Here is an 18,132-nt window from a genome sequence, read left to right on the forward strand (position 1 = left end):
GTGCCGGATGCCGTGCAGGCTCCGGCATTTGAGCGCACCCTGCCCGCGATCAACGAGGCCGCAAACTGGGTCTCCGCCGTGTCCTTCGAGTACTTCAAACTCAAGGGCAGCGTGCGTGAGCTGCGGAAACTGTGCTACGGCGAGCTGAAGGCCCGTGGGTTCGGGGCACAGGCCGCGCAGCACATCATCAAGCGTGTGGCCGACGCCTATACGACGCTGCGGGCCAGCATCATGGCCGGGAGCCTCGGCGCCGAGCACTCCAAGCGCCGACGGAAGGCGGAGTCCAAGCCGGTCGTTTTCCGTCCGCACGCCGCGCACACCTTTGACGACCGGTGCCTGAGCTGGAACTACGACACCAAGACCATGAGCATCTGGACCCTGGACGGCCGGATCAAGAACGTGCGGTTCGCCTGCTCGCCCGAAGCGCTCAAGCAGCTTGCCGAGTACCGCCAAGGCGAATCCGACCTGGTGTTCCGCGACGGCAAATGGTTCCTGATCGCCACCTGCGAGATTCCCGTAGCGCCCCGATTCGAGCCGAAGGGCTTCATCGGCGTGGACCGGGGCATCAGCAACCTCGCCACCACCTCGGACGGGACCAACCACTCCGGGCGTCGTCCGGGACGGTACCGCCGCTGGCAGGCACGTAAAAAGGCCGAACTCCAGGCCAGGCAGACCCGGAGCGCCAAGCAGCTCCTGAAGAAGCGTGCGCGCCGTGAGGGGCGGCACGCGACCCACATCAACCACAAGATCGCCAAGGCTGTTGTTGCTGTCGCCCAACGCACCGAACGCGGCCTCGCCTTGGAACAGCTCCAGGGCATCCGCGAGCGGGTTACGGTTCCCCGCGACCAGCGAGCACGCCAGTCCTCCTGGCCGTTCCGCCAGCTCGGCTCGTTCATTGCCTATAAGGCCAAACGTGTCGGCGTGCCGTTCATCGAGGTGGACCCGGCCTACACCTCGCAGCGCTGCCCGCGCTGCGGCCACGCCGAGAGAGCCAACCGGCCCACTCGGGACCACTTCCGTTGTCGTCGGTGCGGCCTCGCTGGGCCGGCCGATCACGTCGCCGGGGCCAACATCGCCAAGCGAGGGGCCACGGCGTGGGTATTCGTCAACATGCCCGATCCGGTCCCCGCCTGGCAGGGACCGGTAGATGTGACCCGTGACCGTCCTGCCGTAGGGGGCAGTCGGGAGCATAAGCGGAGCCGTATCAAACCGAGTCAACAAACTCGTCGTATACGGCCGAGCAGTTGACTACTACCTGGGCGCCGACAGTCGGCTCACCCTGAAGTCGCCCACCGGATTCAAGGGCGCCGGCGCGCTCGCGGGCGCCGGCGCGAAGCTGGGCGACGCCCCCGGCAACCCCCTGGACACCGCGGGCGCCTACACCGTCACCTCCGATGCGCTGCCGCCGAAGGACTTCCCCCGGTTCCGCAGCGCGGGCGCGGGGGAGTACCCGGGCACGCGCACCCCGTACCAGCCCTATGAGGGCGACTGGATGGCGGCCGCGGGCCACCGTGACAGCTCCTGGATGAGGCTGTCCCGCACGGTCGATCTCACGGACGTGTCCGCCGCCGGCGAACCGGCCCTGGACTTCCGGCTCAGCCATGACACCGAGCCCGGCTACGACCACGTGATCATCGAGGCGCACCGCGGGCCAGGACGACTGGACCACCCTCCCCGACGCCAACGGCGGCTCCTCCACCGAGGTGCCCACCGAGTGCGAGGCGGCTTCTGCTCAATCTGCACCCGTTCCTGAAGCACTATCTGACCCTGGGCGACGACGGCTGCCGCGCGCAGGGCGGCACAGGGGCCTGGAACAGCCTGACGGGCTCCTCCGAGGGGTGGCGGCCGGTCTCGGTGGACCTGAGCGGCTACGCGGGCAAGAAGGTCGAGCTGGCCGTCTCCTACGTCACCGACCCGGGCACCGGCGGCCGGGGCGTCTTCGTGGACGGCACCGAGCTCACCGTCGGCGGCACCGCCGAGGACTCCGAGGGCTTCGAGACCGCGCTCGGCCCGTGGTCGGTGCCGGGGGCGCCGGAGGGCAGCCCGGCGAACGCCGGGGACTGGTCCCGTTCCCGGGAGCTCTTCCACACCGTCGCGGGCGTCACGACCCGGGACACCGTGCTGCTGGGCTTCGGCCTGGAACATGTCCCGGACGCCGCCGAGAGGGCCCGGCTGGTGGCCGACGCGCTACGTGCGCTGCGTCGTTGACAGTGCGTGACGAATCGTGACTGAATCGGCGGTCCGTACCACTTTCCGGTGGTCATGGGCCGCCGATGCCAATGTCACGTACGTCCCGTGATAGCGGTAGGGTCGGAGGCGGTCGGGGACATCCCATACACGTTCGCCGGCGTCCAGACCGGCACACCAACGAGGAGATCGGTTCGTGACGATCCGCGTAGGCATCAACGGCTTTGGCCGCATCGGTCGCAACTACTTCCGCGCGCTCCTCGAGCAGGGCGCGGACATCGAGATCGTCGGTGTCAACGACCTGACTGACAACGCCACCCTGGTGCACCTGCTCAAGTACGACTCCATCCTCGGCCGACTGAAGCACGAGGTCAGCCACACCGAGGACACCATCACGGTGGGCAACCAGACCTTCAAGACGATGGCCGAGCGCGACCCGGCCGCCCTTCCGTGGGGTGAGCTCGGCGCCGATATCGTGGTGGAGTCCACCGGCATCTTCACCAAGCGCGAGGACGCCGCCAAGCACCTCGCCGCGGGTGCCAAGAAGGTCCTGATCTCCGCGCCCGCCAAGGGCGAGGACATCACGATCGTCATGGGCGTCAACAACGACAAGTACGACCCGGCGAACCACCACGTCATCTCCAACGCCTCCTGCACCACCAACTGTGTGGCGCCGATGGCCAAGGTCCTCGACGAGAACTTCGGCATCGTCAAGGGCATGATGACGACGGTCCACGCGTACACCAACGACCAGCGCATCCTGGACTTCCCGCACAAGGACCTGCGTCGCGCCCGCGCGGCGGCCGAGAACATCATCCCGACCTCCACCGGTGCCGCCAAGGCCACCGCGCTGGTCCTCCCGCAGCTCAAGGGCAAGCTGGACGGCATCGCGATGCGCGTCCCGGTCCCGACCGGCTCGGTCACCGACCTCGTCCTGGAGCTCGACCGCGAGGTCACCAAGGACGAGATCAACACCGCCTTCCAGAAGGCCGCCGAGGGTCAGCTCAAGGGCATCCTGGAGTACACCGAGGACCCGATCGTCTCCTCGGACATCGTCAACTGGCCCGCGTCCTGCACCTTCGACTCCTCCCTGACCATGGTCCAGGGCAAGCAGGTCAAGGTCGTCGGCTGGTACGACAACGAGTGGGGCTACTCCAACCGACTCGTGGACCTGACCGTCTTCGTCGGCGGCCAGCTCTGACCGCTGTCCCGATGAGCTAGGAAACGGGGCCCGCTACGACGCCGTCGTAACGGGCCCCGATCCATGATCAAGGAGTCAACCCTGTGAAGACGATTGACGATCTTCAGGTCGCCGGGCAGCGGGTCTTCGTCCGCGCCGATCTGAACGTCCCGCTCGACGGCGAGACGATCACCGACGACGGCCGGATCCGCGCCGCCGTCCCGACGATCAACAAGCTCCTGGACCGTGGTGCCAGGGTGATCGTCGCCTCGCACCTGGGCCGCCCCAAGGGCGCCCCGGACCCCCAGTACTCGCTCGCCCCCGTCGCCCGGCGGCTCGGCGAACTCCTCGGCAAGGAGGTCGCCTTCGCGGCCGACACCGTGGACGAGAGCGCGCGGGCCACTGTGGCGGCGCTCGGCGACGGCCAGGTCGCGCTGCTGGAGAACCTGCGTTTCAACGCCGGTGAGACCAGTAAGGACGACGCCGAGCGCGGCGCCTTCGCCGATCGGCTCGCCGCCCTCGCCGACCTCTACGTGGGCGACGGCTTCGGCGCGGTCCACCGTAAGCACGCCTCCGTGTACGACCTCCCGGCGCGGCTGCCGCACGCCGCGGGCGATCTGATCGCCGCCGAGCTCACGGTCCTGAAGAAGCTCACCGAGGACGTCAAGCGGCCCTACGCGGTGGTCCTCGGCGGCGCCAAGGTCTCCGACAAGCTCGGCGTGATCGACCACCTGCTGGAGAAGGCCGACCGCATCCTGATCGGCGGCGGTATGGCCTACACCTTCATCAAGGCCCAGGGCCATGAGGTCGGCCGCTCGCTGCTCCAGGAGGACCAGGTCCCGGCGGTCCAGGACTATCTGCGCCGGGCCAAGGAGCGCGGGGTGGAGTTCGTGCTCCCGGTCGACGTCGTGGGCGCGCCCGAATTCCCGGACCTGAAGACCAAGGCCCCCGCGAACCCGGAGCTCGTCCCCGCGGACGCGATCCCGGCCGAGCTCCAGGGGCTGGACGTCGGCCCGGAGACCCGCAAGCTGTACGCCTCGAAGCTGGCCGACGCGGCCACCGTCTTCTGGAACGGCCCGATGGGCGTCTTCGAGCACCCCGACTTCGCCGAGGGCACCCGGGCCGTGGCCCAGGCGCTGGTGGACACCCCGGCCTTCACCGTGGTCGGCGGCGGCGACTCCGCCGCGGCCGTACGCATCCTGGGCTTTGACGAGAACGCTTTCGGCCACATCTCGACCGGCGGTGGAGCGAGCCTCGAATACCTCGAGGGCAAGACGCTCCCCGGCCTCGCCGCACTGGAGGACTGAACACCGTGAGTGACCGTATCCCGCTGATGGCGGGCAACTGGAAGATGAACCTCAACCACCTCGAGGCCATCGCCCACGTCCAGAAGCTCGCCTTCGCTCTCGCCGACAAGGACTACGAGGCCGTGGAGGTCGCGGTGCTGCCGCCCTTCATCGATCTGCGGTCGGTGCAGACGCTGGTCGACGGCGACAAGCTGAAGATCAAGTACGGTGCCCAGGACATCTCGGCGCATGACTCCGGTGCCTACACCGGCGAGGTCTCCGGCCCGATGCTGGCCAAGCTCAAGTGCACCTTCGCCGTCGTCGGGCACTCGGAGCGGCGCCAGTACCACGACGAGACCGACGAGCTGTGCAACGCCAAGGTCAAGGCTGCCTTCCGTAACGACCTCACCCCGATCCTGTGCGTCGGCGAGGGCCTCGACGTCCGTAAGGCGGGCAACCAGGTCGCGCACACCCTCGCCCAGGTCGACGGCGGCCTGAAGGACGTCCCGGCCGAGCAGGCCGAGACCATCGTGATCGCCTATGAGCCGGTCTGGGCGATCGGCACCGGCGAGGTCGCGACCCCCGAGGACGCCCAGGAGGTCTGCGGGGCCATCCGCGGCCGGCTCGCCGAGCTCTACGGCCAGGAGGTCGCCGACAAGGTCCGGATCCAGTACGGCGGTTCGGTGAAGTCCGGGAACGTCGCCGCGATCATGGCCCAGCCGGATGTGGACGGCGCCCTGATCGGCGGTGCCTCGCTGGACGCGGACGAATTCGTCAAGATCGTTCGTTTCCGCGACCAGTGAGTAGGCCCTAGCGCGCGCGTCGTCGTACCCTGTCGGGGGCCGGAGCGGTGGGAATCGGACCGCTCGGCCCCCGACGTCCATACAAGCCCGAGAAGGTTGGTCCAGCTGTGATCATGGGGTTTTCGATCGCCCTCATCATCTTCAGCCTGCTGTTGATGATGTTGGTGCTCATGCACAAGGGGAAGGGCGGCGGCCTGTCCGACATGTTCGGTGGCGGCATGCAGTCCTCGGTGGGCGGCTCCTCGGTCGCCGAGCGCAACCTGGACCGCATCACCGTGGTGGTCGGGCTGCTGTGGTTCGTCTGCATCGTCGTGCTCGGGCTGCTGATGAAGCTCGACTGAGGGTCCGGCGGGGCCCGTCCAGGGCCCGGCTGACGCCCGATAACTGACGTACCGTCGTCAGCGGGGCCTATATGCGGCCTATGATGGCATGGCGTCCTCCGTGGCGGGTGTAACTCCTCTCACTGGACGCGCGTTGGGCCTTACGTAGACTGGGGCGCCGGGCGGCGAAGCTGCCAATCGAGGCTTCGGCACCATCACGCAGGGAGTTACGACCGTGGCAAGTGGCAACGCGATCCGTGGAAGTCGGGTCGGGGCGGGGCCGATGGGAGAAGCCGAGCGAGGCGAATCGGCGCCGCGCCTGCGCATCTCCTTCTGGTGCTCGAACGGGCATGAGACCGTGCCGAGCTTCGCCAGCGACGCGCAGATCCCTGACACGTGGGACTGCCCCCGCTGCGGCTTCCCGGCAGGCAAGGACCGGGACAACCCGCCGGACCCGCCGCGCACCGAGCCGTACAAGACGCATCTGGCGTATGTACGGGAGCGGCGCAGCGACGCCGACGGCGAGGCGATCCTCGCCGAGGCACTCGCCAAGCTCCGGGGCGAGATCTAGACACACGAGCGCGGTACGACGGCCCGGCCGGGCACCTCCTGTGAGGGGTGCGCGGCCGGGCCGTTGTCAGTGGTGCGGGCTACGGTCATGGGGTGCTGGATGACCGGGGGGAGCCGTCTCACCGGATGGGGCCGACGTATGGGGGAGGATCGTCATGGCCACGGTGGACGCCGGTGAGCTGGGCGCCGGAAGACCGGTGGTGCCGGCGTGGCGCGGGGGGTTCGGGCGGCTGTGGGCGGCCGCGGTCGTCTCCCGGTTCGGGGACGCGCTGCGGGGCGCCGCGCTGCCGCTGCTGGCCGTCTCGCTGACCGATTCGCCGGTGCTGGTCTCGCTCGTGACCGCCTGCGGCTTTCTGCCCTGGCTGCTGTTCGGGCTGATCGGCGGGGCGATCGCGGACCGGGTGGACCAGCGGCGGGCGATGTGGGCGGTGGACGGGGCGCGGGCCGTGCTGATGGCGGGATTCGCCGTCGCGGTATGGCTGGACCGGGCCACCATCGGGCTGCTGCTCGTCCTCGCGTTCGCCCTGACCACGCTCCAGACCCTGTTCGACAACGCCGCCACGGCGCTGCTCCCGTCGGTGGTGGGGGAGGAGGCACTGGGCCGGGCCAACGCCCGGCTGATGACCGGGCAGGAGGTCATGGGCCGGTTCGTGGGCGCCCCGCTGGTGCCGGTGCTGCTGGGCCTCGGCGCCGCGATGCCGTACGCGGCGGACGCGGTCACCTATCTCGCCGCCGCCGTGCTGGTCGCCTCGCTGGGGGTGGCGCCCCCGCGGCGGGCCCCGCGCCCGCCGGGCGGGTCGCTGCGGCGCGATATCGCCGAGGGCCTGGCCGTGCTGTGGCGGGACCGGACGCTGCGGGCGCTGTGCGCCTCCACCACGCTGTGCAACATCGGCATCGGCGCGCTCATCGCCACCCTGGTGCTGCACATCACCGGCTGGCTGGGCGCCGGGAACACCGGCTATGCGGTCGTCATCACCGTCTACGGGATCGGGAGTGTGGCCGGCGGGCTGGTGGCCGCGCGGCTCACCGAGAAGCTGGGGCGCGTCCGTACGCTCCTGCTGTGCGGCACCGCGCAGATCGGCGCCCTGGTCGCCCTGGGGGCGATACGGAGCCTGCCGGCCGCGGTCGCCGCCATGGGCCTCTTCGGCTTCGCGGGCATCATCTGGAACGTGACCGAGGTGACGATGACACAGGAGCGCAGCCCCGAGGGGACGCTCGGCCGGGTGAGCTCCGCCTTCCGCACGCTGTCGATCGCGGGCGCCCCGCTCGGCGCGCTGCTGGGCGGGGTGATGGCCGCGGCGTGGGGGCTGGGCACCCCCGCCCTTGGGGCCGCCGCGCTGTTCGTCTGCGGGGTGGCGGCCCTCGTTCCGGGAATGCGCTCCGACATCAATTAGGTTGGTGGCCACGGGGGCCAGGCACCGACGAGAAGTGGGCTGATGTCCGAGATGACCGTGGAAGGCCGCACCAGGCTGGACCAGCTGCCGGAATGGCATGCGCTGGCCGCACACCGCAAGGAGCTGGGCGCCGCGCATCTGCGCGACCTGTTCGCGGGCGACCCGGAGCGCGGGCGCCGCCTCACCCTTCAGGTCGGCGATCTCCACGTCGACTACTCCAAGCACCTGGTGACCGACGAGACCCTGCGGCTGCTGCGCGAGCTGGCGCGGGCCACCAAGGTGGCCGAGCTGCGGGACGCCATGTTCCGCGGTGAGCGGATCAACACCACCGAGAACCGCTCGGTGCTGCACATCGCGCTGCGCGCACCGCACTCCGCGGAGATCAGGACGGACGGCGACGACGTCGTCGGCGAGGTCCACGCCGTGCTCGCCAAGATGGCCGTCTTCGCCGACCGCGTCAGGTCCGGCGACTGGACCGGCCACACCGGCAAGCGGATCAAGAACGTCGTCAACATCGGCATCGGCGGCTCCGATCTGGGCCCCAAGATGGCGTACGAGGCGCTGCGTTCCTACACCGACCGCGCGATGACGTTCCGGTTCGTCTCCAATGTGGACGGCGCGGATCTGCACGAGGCGGTGCGCGACCTGGATCCGGCCGAGACGCTGTTCATCGTCGCCTCCAAGACCTTCACCACCATCGAGACCATCACCAACGCCACCTCCGCCCGCGACTGGCTGCTGACCGGGCTGCGGGCCGGCCAGGAGGCCGTGGCCAAGCACTTCGTGGCGGTGTCGACCAACGCCGAGAAGGTCGCCGAGTTCGGCATCGACACGGACAACATGTTCGGGTTCTGGGACTGGGTCGGCGGGCGCTATTCGTACGACTCGGCCATCGGCCTCTCCCTGATGGTCGCCATCGGCCCGGACCGCTTCCGCGAGATGCTGGCCGGCTTCCACCTGGTCGACGAGCACTTCGCCAGCGCCCCGCCGGAGGAGAACGTCCCCCTGCTGATGGGCCTGCTGGGCATCTGGTACGACAACTTCCATGGCGCCCAGTCGCATGCCGTCCTGCCGTACAGCCACTATCTGTCCAGGTTCACCGACTATCTCCAGCAGCTGGACATGGAGTCCAACGGCAAGTCCGTGGACCGGGACGGCAATCGCGTCGGCTGGCAGACCGGCCCCATCGTCTGGGGCACCCCGGGCACCAACGGCCAGCACGCCTACTACCAGCTGCTGCACCAGGGCACCAAGCTGGTCCCGGCCGATCTGATCGGCTTCGCCCGGCCGGTGCGGGACCTGCCGCCGGGGCTCGAGTCCCACCACGATCTGCTGATGGCCAACCTCTTCGCCCAGGGCCAGGCGCTGGCCTTCGGCAAGACCGCCGAGGAGGTCGCCGCGGAGGGGGTGGCCGAGGAGCTGGTGCCGCACAAGACCTTCCAGGGCAACCGCCCCACCACCACGATCCTCGCCCATGAGCTCACCCCGTCGGTGCTGGGCCAGCTGGTCGCCCTCTATGAGCACAAGGTCTTCGTCCAGGGCGCCGTCTGGAACATCGACTCCTTCGACCAGTGGGGGGTGGAGCTGGGCAAGGTGCTCGCCAAGCGCGTCGAGCCCGCCCTGTCCGAGGGCGCCGAGGTGCCGGGTCTGGACACCTCCACCGAGCATCTGGTGGCCACCTACCGCTCGCTGCGCGGCCGCTGAGCACTCCGGGGCACACGACGGGACACCCACGACAACACGACGATCCCCCGGGTGCCAAAAGCGCCCGGGAGATCGTCGTACGCGAGACGGGGGTTACGGCGACGCCGGGGGGTACAGCTCGCGCGGCAGCCCCGCCGCCGCGGCCCGGTCCAGCAGCCACAGCGTGCGGCGGCGGCCGTACGCGCCCGCCGCCGGGGCCTGGAGCTCCCCGGCACCCGACAGAGCCATCGTGACCGCACCCGCCTTGTCCTCACCGGCCGCCAGCAGCCACACCTCCCGTGCCGCGCGGATCGCGGGCAGGGTCAGCGAGAGCCGTACGGGCGGCGGCTTGGGCGCGCCACGCACCCCGACGACCATCCGCTCGGTCTCCCGGACGGCGGGCAGCTCGGGGAAGAGCGAGGCCACATGGGTATCCGGGCCGACGCCCAGCAGAGTCACGTCGAACGACGGCACCGCGCCGTGGTTCTCCGGCCGTGCGGCGCGAGCCAGCTCGGCCGCGTACGCCTCGGCCGCGGCGTCCACATCGCCGCCGTGGGGCCCGTTGGACGCGGGCATCGCGTGCACCCGCGCCGGGTCCAGGTCCACCGCGTCCAGCAGCGCCTCGCGGGCCTGGGTGACATTGCGGTCCGCATGCCCTTCGGGCAGGAAGCGCTCATCGCCCCACCACAGGTCAAGCCGCGACCAGTCGACCGCGTCGCGCGCCGGGGCGGCGGCGAGCGCGGCCAGCAGGCCGTTGCCATTGCGCCCGCCGGTCAGGACGACCGAGGCGGAGCCACGGGCGGCCTGGGCGTCCACGATCTTCGTGAGCAGCCGGGCCGCCGCGGCCTGGGCCATCAGCTCCTTGTCGCGGTGGACGACCACCTGTGGTGCGGTCACTTGTCCGCCTTCCCGTTCGCCTTCTGCTCCTGGGCCTTCGGCGGGTGGGGCTTGGGAGCCGGCGGCTGGGTCGGTGCCTGCGGCGGGTTCTTCGACGACCCGGGCACATGCTCCGAGGGCGTCTCAGGGTCCCGGGTCGGCAGCGGTGACCGGGGCGGCACCTGAGTGGTCGGGGCCGCCTTGGCGTCCCGCTCCAGCGTCCCCACGCCGCCCAGCTTGCTCACGCCGAACTTCACCGACGACTCGTAGGTCTCGTCGGGGTCCAGCCGGCGCAGCTCCTCGGCGATCAGCTCCGACATCTCACGCCGCTGGAGCGCCACATGCCGGTCGGGCTGGCCCGGCATCGCCAGCTCGGCCAGCGAGCCGTTCGCCCGGTCCAGGCAGATCACGCCGTCGGCGGTCTCCAGCCGCACCGCGGTCAGCCCGGGGCCCTCCGAGACCTGTCGGTCCACCGGCACCCCCAGCCGCTCGGCGAGCCACAGCGCGAGCAGCTCGCTGCTCGGGTTGTACGCCTCGCCCTCGACGATCGCGGAGGTGATCGGGGAGTGCCGCTGGTCCAGGGCGGCGGCCAGGACGCTGCGCCACGGGGTGATCCGCGTCCAGGCCAGATCGGTGTCGCCCGGGGTGTACGTCGCGGCCCGCAGCCCCAGGGACGCCACCGGGTCCTCGGTGGCCTGGGCGTCGGTGATCCGGCGCTGGGCCAGCTGTCCGAGCAGGTCCTCGCTGGGGTGCTCGGGGGCGTCCTCCGGCCACCACACCACCACCGGGGCGTCCGGCAGCAGCAGCGGCAGGACCACCGAGTAGGCGTGGTTGGCGAGTTCGCCGTGCAGCCGCAACAGCACCGTCTCACCGGTGCCGGTCTCCCCGCCGACCCGCACCTCGGCGTCCATCCGGGCCATCTTGCGGTCGCGCGGTGAGCGGCCCGGCCGCTTGATGACGACCAGGATGCGCGAGGGGTGCTCCTTGGACGCCTCGCTCGCCGCCCGCAGCGCGTCGTAGTGATTGCCCTCGTCGGTGACGATGACGAGGGTGAGCACCATGCCCACGGCCGGCGTACCGGTGGCCCGGCGCGCCTGGACCAGAGCGGAGTTGATCCGGCTGGACGTGGTGTCCGTGAGATCGATGTTCATGGCCGCCGCCAGCTCCGTCCGTCTCGTGCGAGCATCTCGTCCGCGGCCTTCGGGCCCCAGGTCCCGGAGGTGTACTGCTCGGGCTTGCCGTGCTTGTCCCAGTAGTCCTCGATCGGGTCCAGGATCCGCCAGGACTGCTCGACCTCCTCATGGCGGGGGAAGAGGTTCGCCTCGCCCAGCAGGACATCGAGCAGCAGCCGCTCGTACGCCTCGGGGCTGGACTCGGTGAAGGACTCGCCGTACTGGAAGTCCATCGTCACGTCCCGGATCTCCATGGAGGTGCCGGGCACCTTGGAGCCGAACCGGATGGTCACGCCCTCGTCCGGCTGCACCCGGATGACCAGGGCGTTCTGCCCCAGCTCCTGGGTGTCGGTGGCGTCGAAGGGGGAGTGCGGGGCGCGCTGGAAGACTACGGCGATCTCGGTGACCCGCCGCCCCAGCCGCTTGCCGGTGCGCAGGTAGAAGGGGACCCCCGCCCAGCGGCGGTTGTCGATCTCCAGCTTGATCGCGGCGTAGGTGTCGGTCTTCGAGTGGGGGTCGATGCCCTCCTCCTCGAGGTAGCCGTGCACCTCCTCACCGCCCTGCCAGCCGCGGGCGTACTGGGCGCGCACCGTGTGCTTGCCCAGCTCCCTGGGCAGCTTGACCGCCCTGAGCGCCTTCAGCTTCTCGGTGACCAGGGAGGACGCGTCGAAGGAGGCGGGCTCCTCCATGGCGGTCAGCGCGAGCAGCTGGAGCAGGTGGTTCTGGATGACGTCACGGGCCGCGCCGATACCGTCGTAGTAGCCCGCGCGGCCGCCGATGCCGATGTCCTCGGCCATGGTGATCTGCACATGGTCGACGTACGACCGGTTCCAGATCGGTTCGAACATCGTGTTGGCGAAGCGCAGCGCCAGGATGTTCTGGACCGTCTCCTTGCCCAGGTAGTGGTCGATCCGGAAGACGTCGCTGGGCCGGAAGACCTCGTGGACGACCTGGTTGAGCTCCTGGGCGCTCTTCAGGTCGTGGCCGAAGGGCTTCTCGATGACCGCGCGCCGCCAGGAGTCGCCCTCGCCCTGCGACAGCCCGTGCTTCTTGAGCTGCTGGACGACGGTGGGGAAGAACTTCGGCGGGACCGACAGGTAGAAGGCGAAGTTCCCGCCGGTGCCGCGCGCCTTGTCCAGCTCCTCTATGGTCGCCCGCAGCTTGACGAACGCGTCGTCGTCGTCGAACACCCCGGGGACGAAGCGGAACCCCTCGGCCAGCTGCTGCCAGACCTCCTCGCGGAACGGGGTCCGGGCGTACTGCTTGACCGCGTCATGCACGACCTGGGCGAAGTCCTCGTTCTCCCAGTCGCGGCGGGCGAAGCCGACCAGTGAGAAGCCCGGCGGCAGCAGACCGCGGTTGGCCAGGTCGTAGATGGCGGGCATCAGCTTCTTACGGGACAGGTCGCCCGTGACGCCGAAGATCACGAGGCCCGACGGCCCCGCGATGCGCGGGAGCCGTCGGTCTCGTGTGTCACGCAGCGGATTGCTGCTGCTCACGGTTTTCACGCCTCCGAGGGTGCGAGGCGCTTGAGCTCCGCCTCGGTGGACTTCAGCAGGTCGTTCCAGGAGGACTCGAACTTCTCGACGCCCTCGTCCTCCAGCACCTGGACGACGTCGTCGTAGGAGATACCGATCCCGGCCAGCGCGTCGATATCGGCCTTGGCCTGCTCGTAGGTGCCGCGCACGGTGTCGCCGCGGATCTCACCGTGGTCGGCGACCGCTTCCAAGGTGGCCTCCGGCATGGTGTTGACGGTGCCGGGGGCGACCAGCTCGGTGACGTACATGGTGTCCTTGTACGCCGGGTCCTTGACGCCGGTCGAGGCCCACAGCGGACGCTGCTTGTTGGCGTTCGCCCGGTCCAGGACGGCCCAGCGGTCGGAGCTGAAGACCTCCTCGTACGCCTGGTAGGCGAGGCGGGCGTTGGCCACGGCGGCCTTGCCGCGCAGCGCCTTGGCCTCATCGGTGCCAAGCTTGTCGATGCGCTTGTCGATCTCGGTGTCCACGCGGGAGACGAAGAAGGACGCCACCGAGTGGATCTTCTGGAGGTCCAGGCCCGCGGCCTTGGCCTTCTCCAGACCGGCCAGGAAGGCGTCCATGACCGCGCGGTACCGCTCCAGGGAGAAGATCAGCGTGACATTGACGCTGATGCCCAGGCCGATCACCTCGGTGATCGCGGGCAGCCCCTCCTCGGTCGCCGGGATCTTGATGAAGGTGTTGGGCCGGTCCACCAGCCAGGCCAGCTGCTTGGCCTCGGCGATGGTGGCGGCCGTGTTGTGGGCCAGGCGCGGGTCGACCTCGATGGAGACCCGGCCGTCCTGGCCGCCCGTCGCGTCGTGCACCGGCCGGAGGATGTCGGCGGCGTCGCGGACGTCCGCCGTGGTGATCATGCGGACGGCTTCCTCGACGGTCAGCTTGCGGACCGCGAGGTCGGCCACCTGCTGCTGGTAGCCGTCGCCGCCGGAGATCGCCTTCTGGAAGATCGACGGATTGGTGGTGACGCCTACGACATGCTGCTGGTCGATCAGCTCGGCCAGATTGCCGGAGGTGATCCTCTTGCGGGAGAGGTCGTCGAGCCAGATCGCGACGCCTTCGTCGGCCAGCCGCTTGAGTGCGTCTGTCATGGGGTGTGTTCTCCTACTCGTCGCTACTAGGTCGTCAGCGGGGGGTCAGCGCCCCGCGGCGTCGAGGGACTCGCGGGCGGCGGTGACCACGGCCTCGGCGGTGAGGCCGAACTCCCGGAAGAGCACCTTGTAGTCGGCGGAGGCGCCGAAGTGCTCCAGCGAGACGATGCGGCCGGCCTCGCCGACGTAGCGGTACCAGGTCAGACCGATCCCCGCCTCGACGGCCACGCGGGCCTTGACGGAAGGCGGCAGCACGCTCTCCCGGTACCCCTTGTCCTGCTCCTCGAACCACTCGACCGAGGGCATCGACACGACGCGGGTGGGAACCCCGGCGGCCTGGAGCTGCTCCCGCGCCTCGACGGCGAGCTGCACCTCCGAACCGGTGCCGATGAGGATGACCCGCGGCGTGCCGCCCTCGGCCTCGAAGAGCACATAGCCGCCCTTGGCGGCGTTCTCGTCGGCCTCGTAGGTCGGCACGTTCTGCCGGGTCAGCGCCAGGCCGTGCGGGGCGGGGTTCGCGCCGTGGCGGCGGGTGATCTCCCGCCAGGCGATGGCCGTCTCGTTGGCGTCGGCGGGGCGGACGACGTTCAGGCCCGGGATGGCGCGCAGCGCGGCCAGGTGCTCCACCGGCTGGTGGGTCGGGCCGTCCTCGCCGAGGCCGATGGAGTCGTGCGTCCACACATAGGTGACCGGCAGCTTCATCAGCGCGGCCAGCCGGACCGCCGGGCGCATGTAGTCGGAGAAGACCAGGAAGGTACCGCCGTAGACACGGGTGTTGCCGTGCAGCGCGATGCCGTTCATGGCCGAGCCCATGGCGTGCTCGCGGATGCCGAAGTGGATGGTGCGGCCGTAGGGGTCGGCCTCCGGCAGCGGGTTGCCCTTCGGGAGGAAGGACGAGGACGCGTCGATCGTGGTGTTGTTGGAGCCCGCGAGGTCGGCGGAGCCGCCCCACAGCTCGGGGAGCACCCCGCCGAGCGCCTTGAGCACCTGACCGGACGCCTTACGGGTGGCCACGTCCTTGCCCGGCTCGAAGACCGGCAGCACGCCCTCCCAGCCCTCGGGCAGCTCGCCCGCGGTGATCCGGTCGAACAGGGCGGCCCGCTCGGGGCTGGTGTTCCGCCACTCCTGGAGCCTCTTGTCCCAGGCGGCGTGCGCCTCGCGGCCGCGCTCGACCAGGGCGCGGGTGTGGTTGATCACGTCGGTGTCGACCGCGAAGTGCTGCTCGGGGTCGAAGCCGAGGACGCGCTTGGTGGCGGCGACCTCGTCGGCGCCGAGCGCCGAGCCGTGGGACGCCTCGGTGTTCTGCGCGTTCGGCGCGGGCCAGGCGATGATCGTACGGGCCGCGATGATCGAGGGGCGCTCGGTCTCGGCCTGCGCCGCCTTGAGCGCCGCGTACAGCGCGTGGATGTCGAAGTCGCCGTTCTCGGACTGCTCGATGCGCTGGACGTGCCAGCCGTACGCCTCGTAGCGCCCCAGGACATCCTCGGAGAGCGCGGTCGCGGTGTCGCCCTCGATCGAGATGTGGTTGTCGTCGTACAGGGCGACGATATTGCCCAGCCGCTGGTGGCCGGCGAGCGAGGACGCCTCGGCGGAGATGCCCTCCTCCAGGTCGCCGTCGGAGACGATCGCCCAGATGGTGTGGTCGAACGGAGAGGCGCCCTGCGGCGCCTCCGGGTCGAACAGGCCGCGCTCGTAGCGGGCGGCCATCGCCATGCCCACCGCGTTGGCGATGCCCTGGCCCAGGGGGCCGGTGGTGGTCTCGACACCGGTGGTGTGGCCGTGCTCCGGGTGGCCCGGGGTCTTGCTGCCCCAGGTGCGGAACGACCGCAGATCATCGAGCTCCAGCCCGAAGCCCGCCAGGTACAGCTGGACGTAGAGGGTCAGGCTGGTGTGCCCGGGGGACAGCACGAAGCGGTCGCGGCCGGTCCAGCCGGCGTCGGAGGGGTCGTGCCGCATCAGCTTCTGGAAGAGCAGGTACGCGGCCGGTGCGAGGCTCATGGCCGTGCCAGGGTGGCCGTTACCGACCTTCTGCACGGAATCCATGGCCAGGACACGAGCCGTATCGACGGCCCGCCGGTCCAGATCGGTCCACTCGAGGTCTGTGGTAGTCGGCTTGGTGCTCACCCTGAGTCAGGGCTCCTCTCCACAATGTCGAAATCCGGTGACCGTATGTGCACCGGCGTTGTCGAGCCTACCCTTGGAACAACGGTCATCTTTTCGAGTTCCACCCAACGGGATAAGGAACGAATTCCCGGGTTGACGCATTCCCTCCGGAGCCCGTCCTGACGGCGTCCTGAGCCCTACGGAAGGCGCCATTCCGGGCTTTGCCGAGTCCGTCGTCCCCGGGCGCGGCGGCCTTACGGACGCCTTGCGGCACCCACTTCAACACGAGGGACCCCGGCGGCGGGCGCCACATCCGCTACGTCTAGAGTGGCGTGGTACGCGCAAGTCTTTACCGGCTCTTCATGTCCGGTGCTTGCTTGTTCTTGCTTCCACCAGGGGTGTGCGTGACGGCCGTCGAATCCCGTCCTGCGGGGGTGCTCGAGACGAGCGAAACGAGCTCCGGTCACCGGCCGTTCGGGGCCCGTGTCAAGGCGTTCGTCGCACTGACCAAGCCGCGCGTCATCGAACTGCTGCTGATGACGACGGTGCCGGTCATGTTCCTGGCCGCTCAGGGCGTCCCGGATCTGTGGCTGGTGGTCGCCACCTGTGTCGGCGGTTATCTGTCGGCCGGTGGCGCGGCCGCCTTCAACATGTATTACGACCGGGACATCGACGCGCTCATGGAGCGCACCGCGCAGCGCCCGCTGGTGACCGGCATGGTCTCGCCGCGCGAATGCCTCGTCTTCGCCTTCGCGCTCGCGGCCGGGTCGACGGCCTGGTTCTGGGCGCTGGTCAACCCGCTGTCCGCGATGCTGTCGCTCGGCGCGCTGGCCTTCTACGTCGTCGTCTACACGATGTGGCTCAAGCGCCGCACCTCGCAGAACATCGTCTGGGGCGGTATCGCCGGCTGTATGCCCGTGCTCATCGGCTGGTCCTCGGTGACCGACGAGGTCTCCTGGGCCGCCGTCATCCTCTTCCTCGTCATCTTCTTCTGGACGCCGCCGCACTACTGGCCGCTGTCGATGAAGGTCAAGGACGACTACGAGCGGGCCAGCGTGCCGATGCTGCCGGTGATCGCGGGCAACAAGGTGGTCGCGCGCCAGATCGTCCTCTACAGCTGGGCCATGGTCGGCGTGTCGCTGCTGCTGTGGCCGCTGGGCTACACCGGCTGGTTCTACCCGGTCGTCGCGGCGCTGCTGGGCGGGTTCTGGCTCAAGGAGGCGCACGGTCTCCAGGCGCGCGCCAGGGCCGGGATCACGGGCGCGAAGCTCAAGGAGATGCGGCTGTTCCACTGGTCGATCACCTATGTGTCGCTGCTGTTCGTCGCCGTGGCCGTGGACCCTTTCCTGCGGTGATTACCGACGGGTAGCATCGGCTGTATGGCAGACACCACCCAGCCGGAGACGAATGAGAGCGGCGAGACGGCCGCACAGCCCTCCGCGCCGGAGGCACCCTCCAAGCCGCCCAAGCCGTCCAAGGACGAGAAGCGGGCCGAGCGGCTCGCCCGCGAGATCACGGCCTTCGCCACGAGCCACGGCGGTGGCGCCGAGGGGCAGATCGCTCATATCGGGCGCGGCGTCGTCCGGATCGCCCTCGTCGGCGCCGACGGCGAATGGGGCGTCCTCGTCGCCCCCTCCCAGGACGGCGCGCGGCGCGCCGCCGAGATCGCCGGGCTGACCCTCCACGACGACTTCGACGGCGAGCTCGCCGCCAAGGTCCGCACCGGTCCTTACGAGTGGACGCGCATGGCGGGCATCCAGCTCGGCGGCCCCGGCAACCCTCCGGCACCCGCCTCGTAGAACGCCTGAGTACGGGTCCGGCGACACCTCGTGCCCCTTCCGTCCGTTAAGCCCGTCGATGCCGGAGGGCGAGGAGGCGGCGGCGATGCACGAGGCGACGGACTCCCCGGACACCCTGGGGCCGCCGACCGGCCCG

Annotated in this window: 15 protein-coding genes and 1 pseudogene; 11 read left to right on the forward strand and 5 right to left on the reverse strand. The window is 70.0% G+C overall.

What is annotated here, in order from left to right; all coding sequences use genetic code 11:
• From NQU54_RS44380 to pgi, 9 genes and pseudogenes are all read left to right on the forward strand, one after another.
• Window positions 1-1,248 (forward strand): RNA-guided endonuclease InsQ/TnpB family protein (locus NQU54_RS44380; RefSeq protein WP_306279723.1); only part of this gene is annotated, 1,248 nt, incomplete at its 5' end.
• Window position 1,249: 1 nt separating this feature from the next.
• Window positions 1,250-2,208, forward strand: a pseudogene (locus NQU54_RS44385) (zinc carboxypeptidase); the annotation flags it as partial.
• Window positions 2,209-2,383: 175 nt separating this feature from the next.
• Window positions 2,384-3,388 carry a type I glyceraldehyde-3-phosphate dehydrogenase gene (gap, locus tag NQU54_RS44390; RefSeq protein ID WP_069869969.1) on the forward strand — a complete coding sequence of 335 codons (1,005 nt, stop codon included), beginning with the start codon at window positions 2,384-2,386 and terminating at the stop codon, window positions 3,386-3,388.
• A gap of 83 nt (window positions 3,389-3,471) precedes the next feature.
• Window positions 3,472-4,674, forward strand: a complete 1,203-nt coding sequence (locus tag NQU54_RS44395) for a phosphoglycerate kinase (protein ID WP_069869968.1) — start codon at window positions 3,472-3,474, stop codon at window positions 4,672-4,674.
• 5 nt (window positions 4,675-4,679) lie between these two features.
• On the forward strand, window positions 4,680-5,456 hold the full coding sequence (gene tpiA, locus NQU54_RS44400) for a triose-phosphate isomerase (RefSeq protein ID WP_257635983.1): 777 nt from the start codon (window positions 4,680-4,682) through the stop codon (window positions 5,454-5,456).
• Between the two features lie 113 nt (window positions 5,457-5,569).
• On the forward strand, window positions 5,570-5,797 hold the full coding sequence (gene secG, locus NQU54_RS44405; protein WP_014059875.1) for a preprotein translocase subunit SecG: 228 nt from the start codon (window positions 5,570-5,572) through the stop codon (window positions 5,795-5,797).
• 214 nt (window positions 5,798-6,011) lie between these two features.
• Window positions 6,012-6,347 (forward strand): RNA polymerase-binding protein RbpA, encoded by a 336-nt coding sequence (locus tag NQU54_RS44410; protein ID WP_009718803.1) that lies wholly within the window; start codon window positions 6,012-6,014, stop codon window positions 6,345-6,347.
• 154 nt (window positions 6,348-6,501) lie between these two features.
• A complete protein-coding gene (locus NQU54_RS44415; protein WP_069869966.1) occupies window positions 6,502-7,740 on the forward strand; it encodes an MFS transporter in 1,239 nt (412 codons plus the stop codon).
• Between the two features lie 51 nt (window positions 7,741-7,791).
• On the forward strand, window positions 7,792-9,444 hold the full coding sequence (pgi, locus tag NQU54_RS44420) for a glucose-6-phosphate isomerase (RefSeq protein WP_257635994.1): 1,653 nt from the start codon (window positions 7,792-7,794) through the stop codon (window positions 9,442-9,444).
• 93 nt (window positions 9,445-9,537) lie between these two features.
• On the opposite strand, the gene pgl is transcribed toward pgi, so the two are convergent.
• Genes pgl through tkt form a run of 5 tightly spaced genes read right to left on the reverse strand, consistent with a single transcriptional unit; the run spans window position 9,538 to window position 16,218 of the window.
• Complete coding sequence (pgl, locus tag NQU54_RS44425; protein WP_257635984.1) at window positions 9,538-10,320, reverse strand: 6-phosphogluconolactonase; 783 nt, start codon at window positions 10,318-10,320, stop codon at window positions 9,538-9,540.
• Window positions 10,317-11,450, reverse strand: a complete 1,134-nt coding sequence (gene opcA / locus NQU54_RS44430) for a glucose-6-phosphate dehydrogenase assembly protein OpcA (RefSeq protein WP_257635985.1) — start codon at window positions 11,448-11,450, stop codon at window positions 10,317-10,319. The genes pgl and opcA overlap by 4 nt, the downstream gene beginning before the upstream one ends.
• Window positions 11,447-12,970 carry a glucose-6-phosphate dehydrogenase gene (zwf, locus tag NQU54_RS44435; protein WP_370684997.1) on the reverse strand — a complete coding sequence of 508 codons (1,524 nt, stop codon included), beginning with the start codon at window positions 12,968-12,970 and terminating at the stop codon, window positions 11,447-11,449. The genes opcA and zwf overlap by 4 nt, the downstream gene beginning before the upstream one ends.
• Before the next feature lie 5 nt (window positions 12,971-12,975).
• Window positions 12,976-14,094 carry a transaldolase gene (gene tal / locus NQU54_RS44440; protein WP_069869962.1) on the reverse strand — a complete coding sequence of 373 codons (1,119 nt, stop codon included), beginning with the start codon at window positions 14,092-14,094 and terminating at the stop codon, window positions 12,976-12,978.
• A 45-nt stretch (window positions 14,095-14,139) separates the two neighbouring features.
• Window positions 14,140-16,218: a transketolase gene (tkt, locus tag NQU54_RS44445; RefSeq protein ID WP_069869961.1), complete on the reverse strand. Its 2,079-nt coding sequence runs from the start codon at window positions 16,216-16,218 to the stop codon at window positions 14,140-14,142.
• Window positions 16,219-16,601: 383 nt separating this feature from the next.
• Between tkt and NQU54_RS44450 the strand changes: the two genes are divergently transcribed.
• Window positions 16,602-17,552: a heme o synthase gene (locus NQU54_RS44450; RefSeq protein WP_257635986.1), complete on the forward strand. Its 951-nt coding sequence runs from the start codon at window positions 16,602-16,604 to the stop codon at window positions 17,550-17,552.
• 24 nt (window positions 17,553-17,576) lie between these two features.
• Complete coding sequence (locus NQU54_RS44455) at window positions 17,577-17,996, forward strand: hypothetical protein (RefSeq protein WP_069869959.1); 420 nt, start codon at window positions 17,577-17,579, stop codon at window positions 17,994-17,996.
• The last annotated feature ends 136 nt before the right edge of the window (window positions 17,997-18,132 follow it).

Origin of the sequence: Streptomyces malaysiensis subsp. samsunensis (assembly GCF_024519315.1) — a bacterium.
Taxonomy (GTDB): Bacteria; Actinomycetota; Actinomycetes; order Streptomycetales; family Streptomycetaceae; genus Streptomyces; species Streptomyces malaysiensis.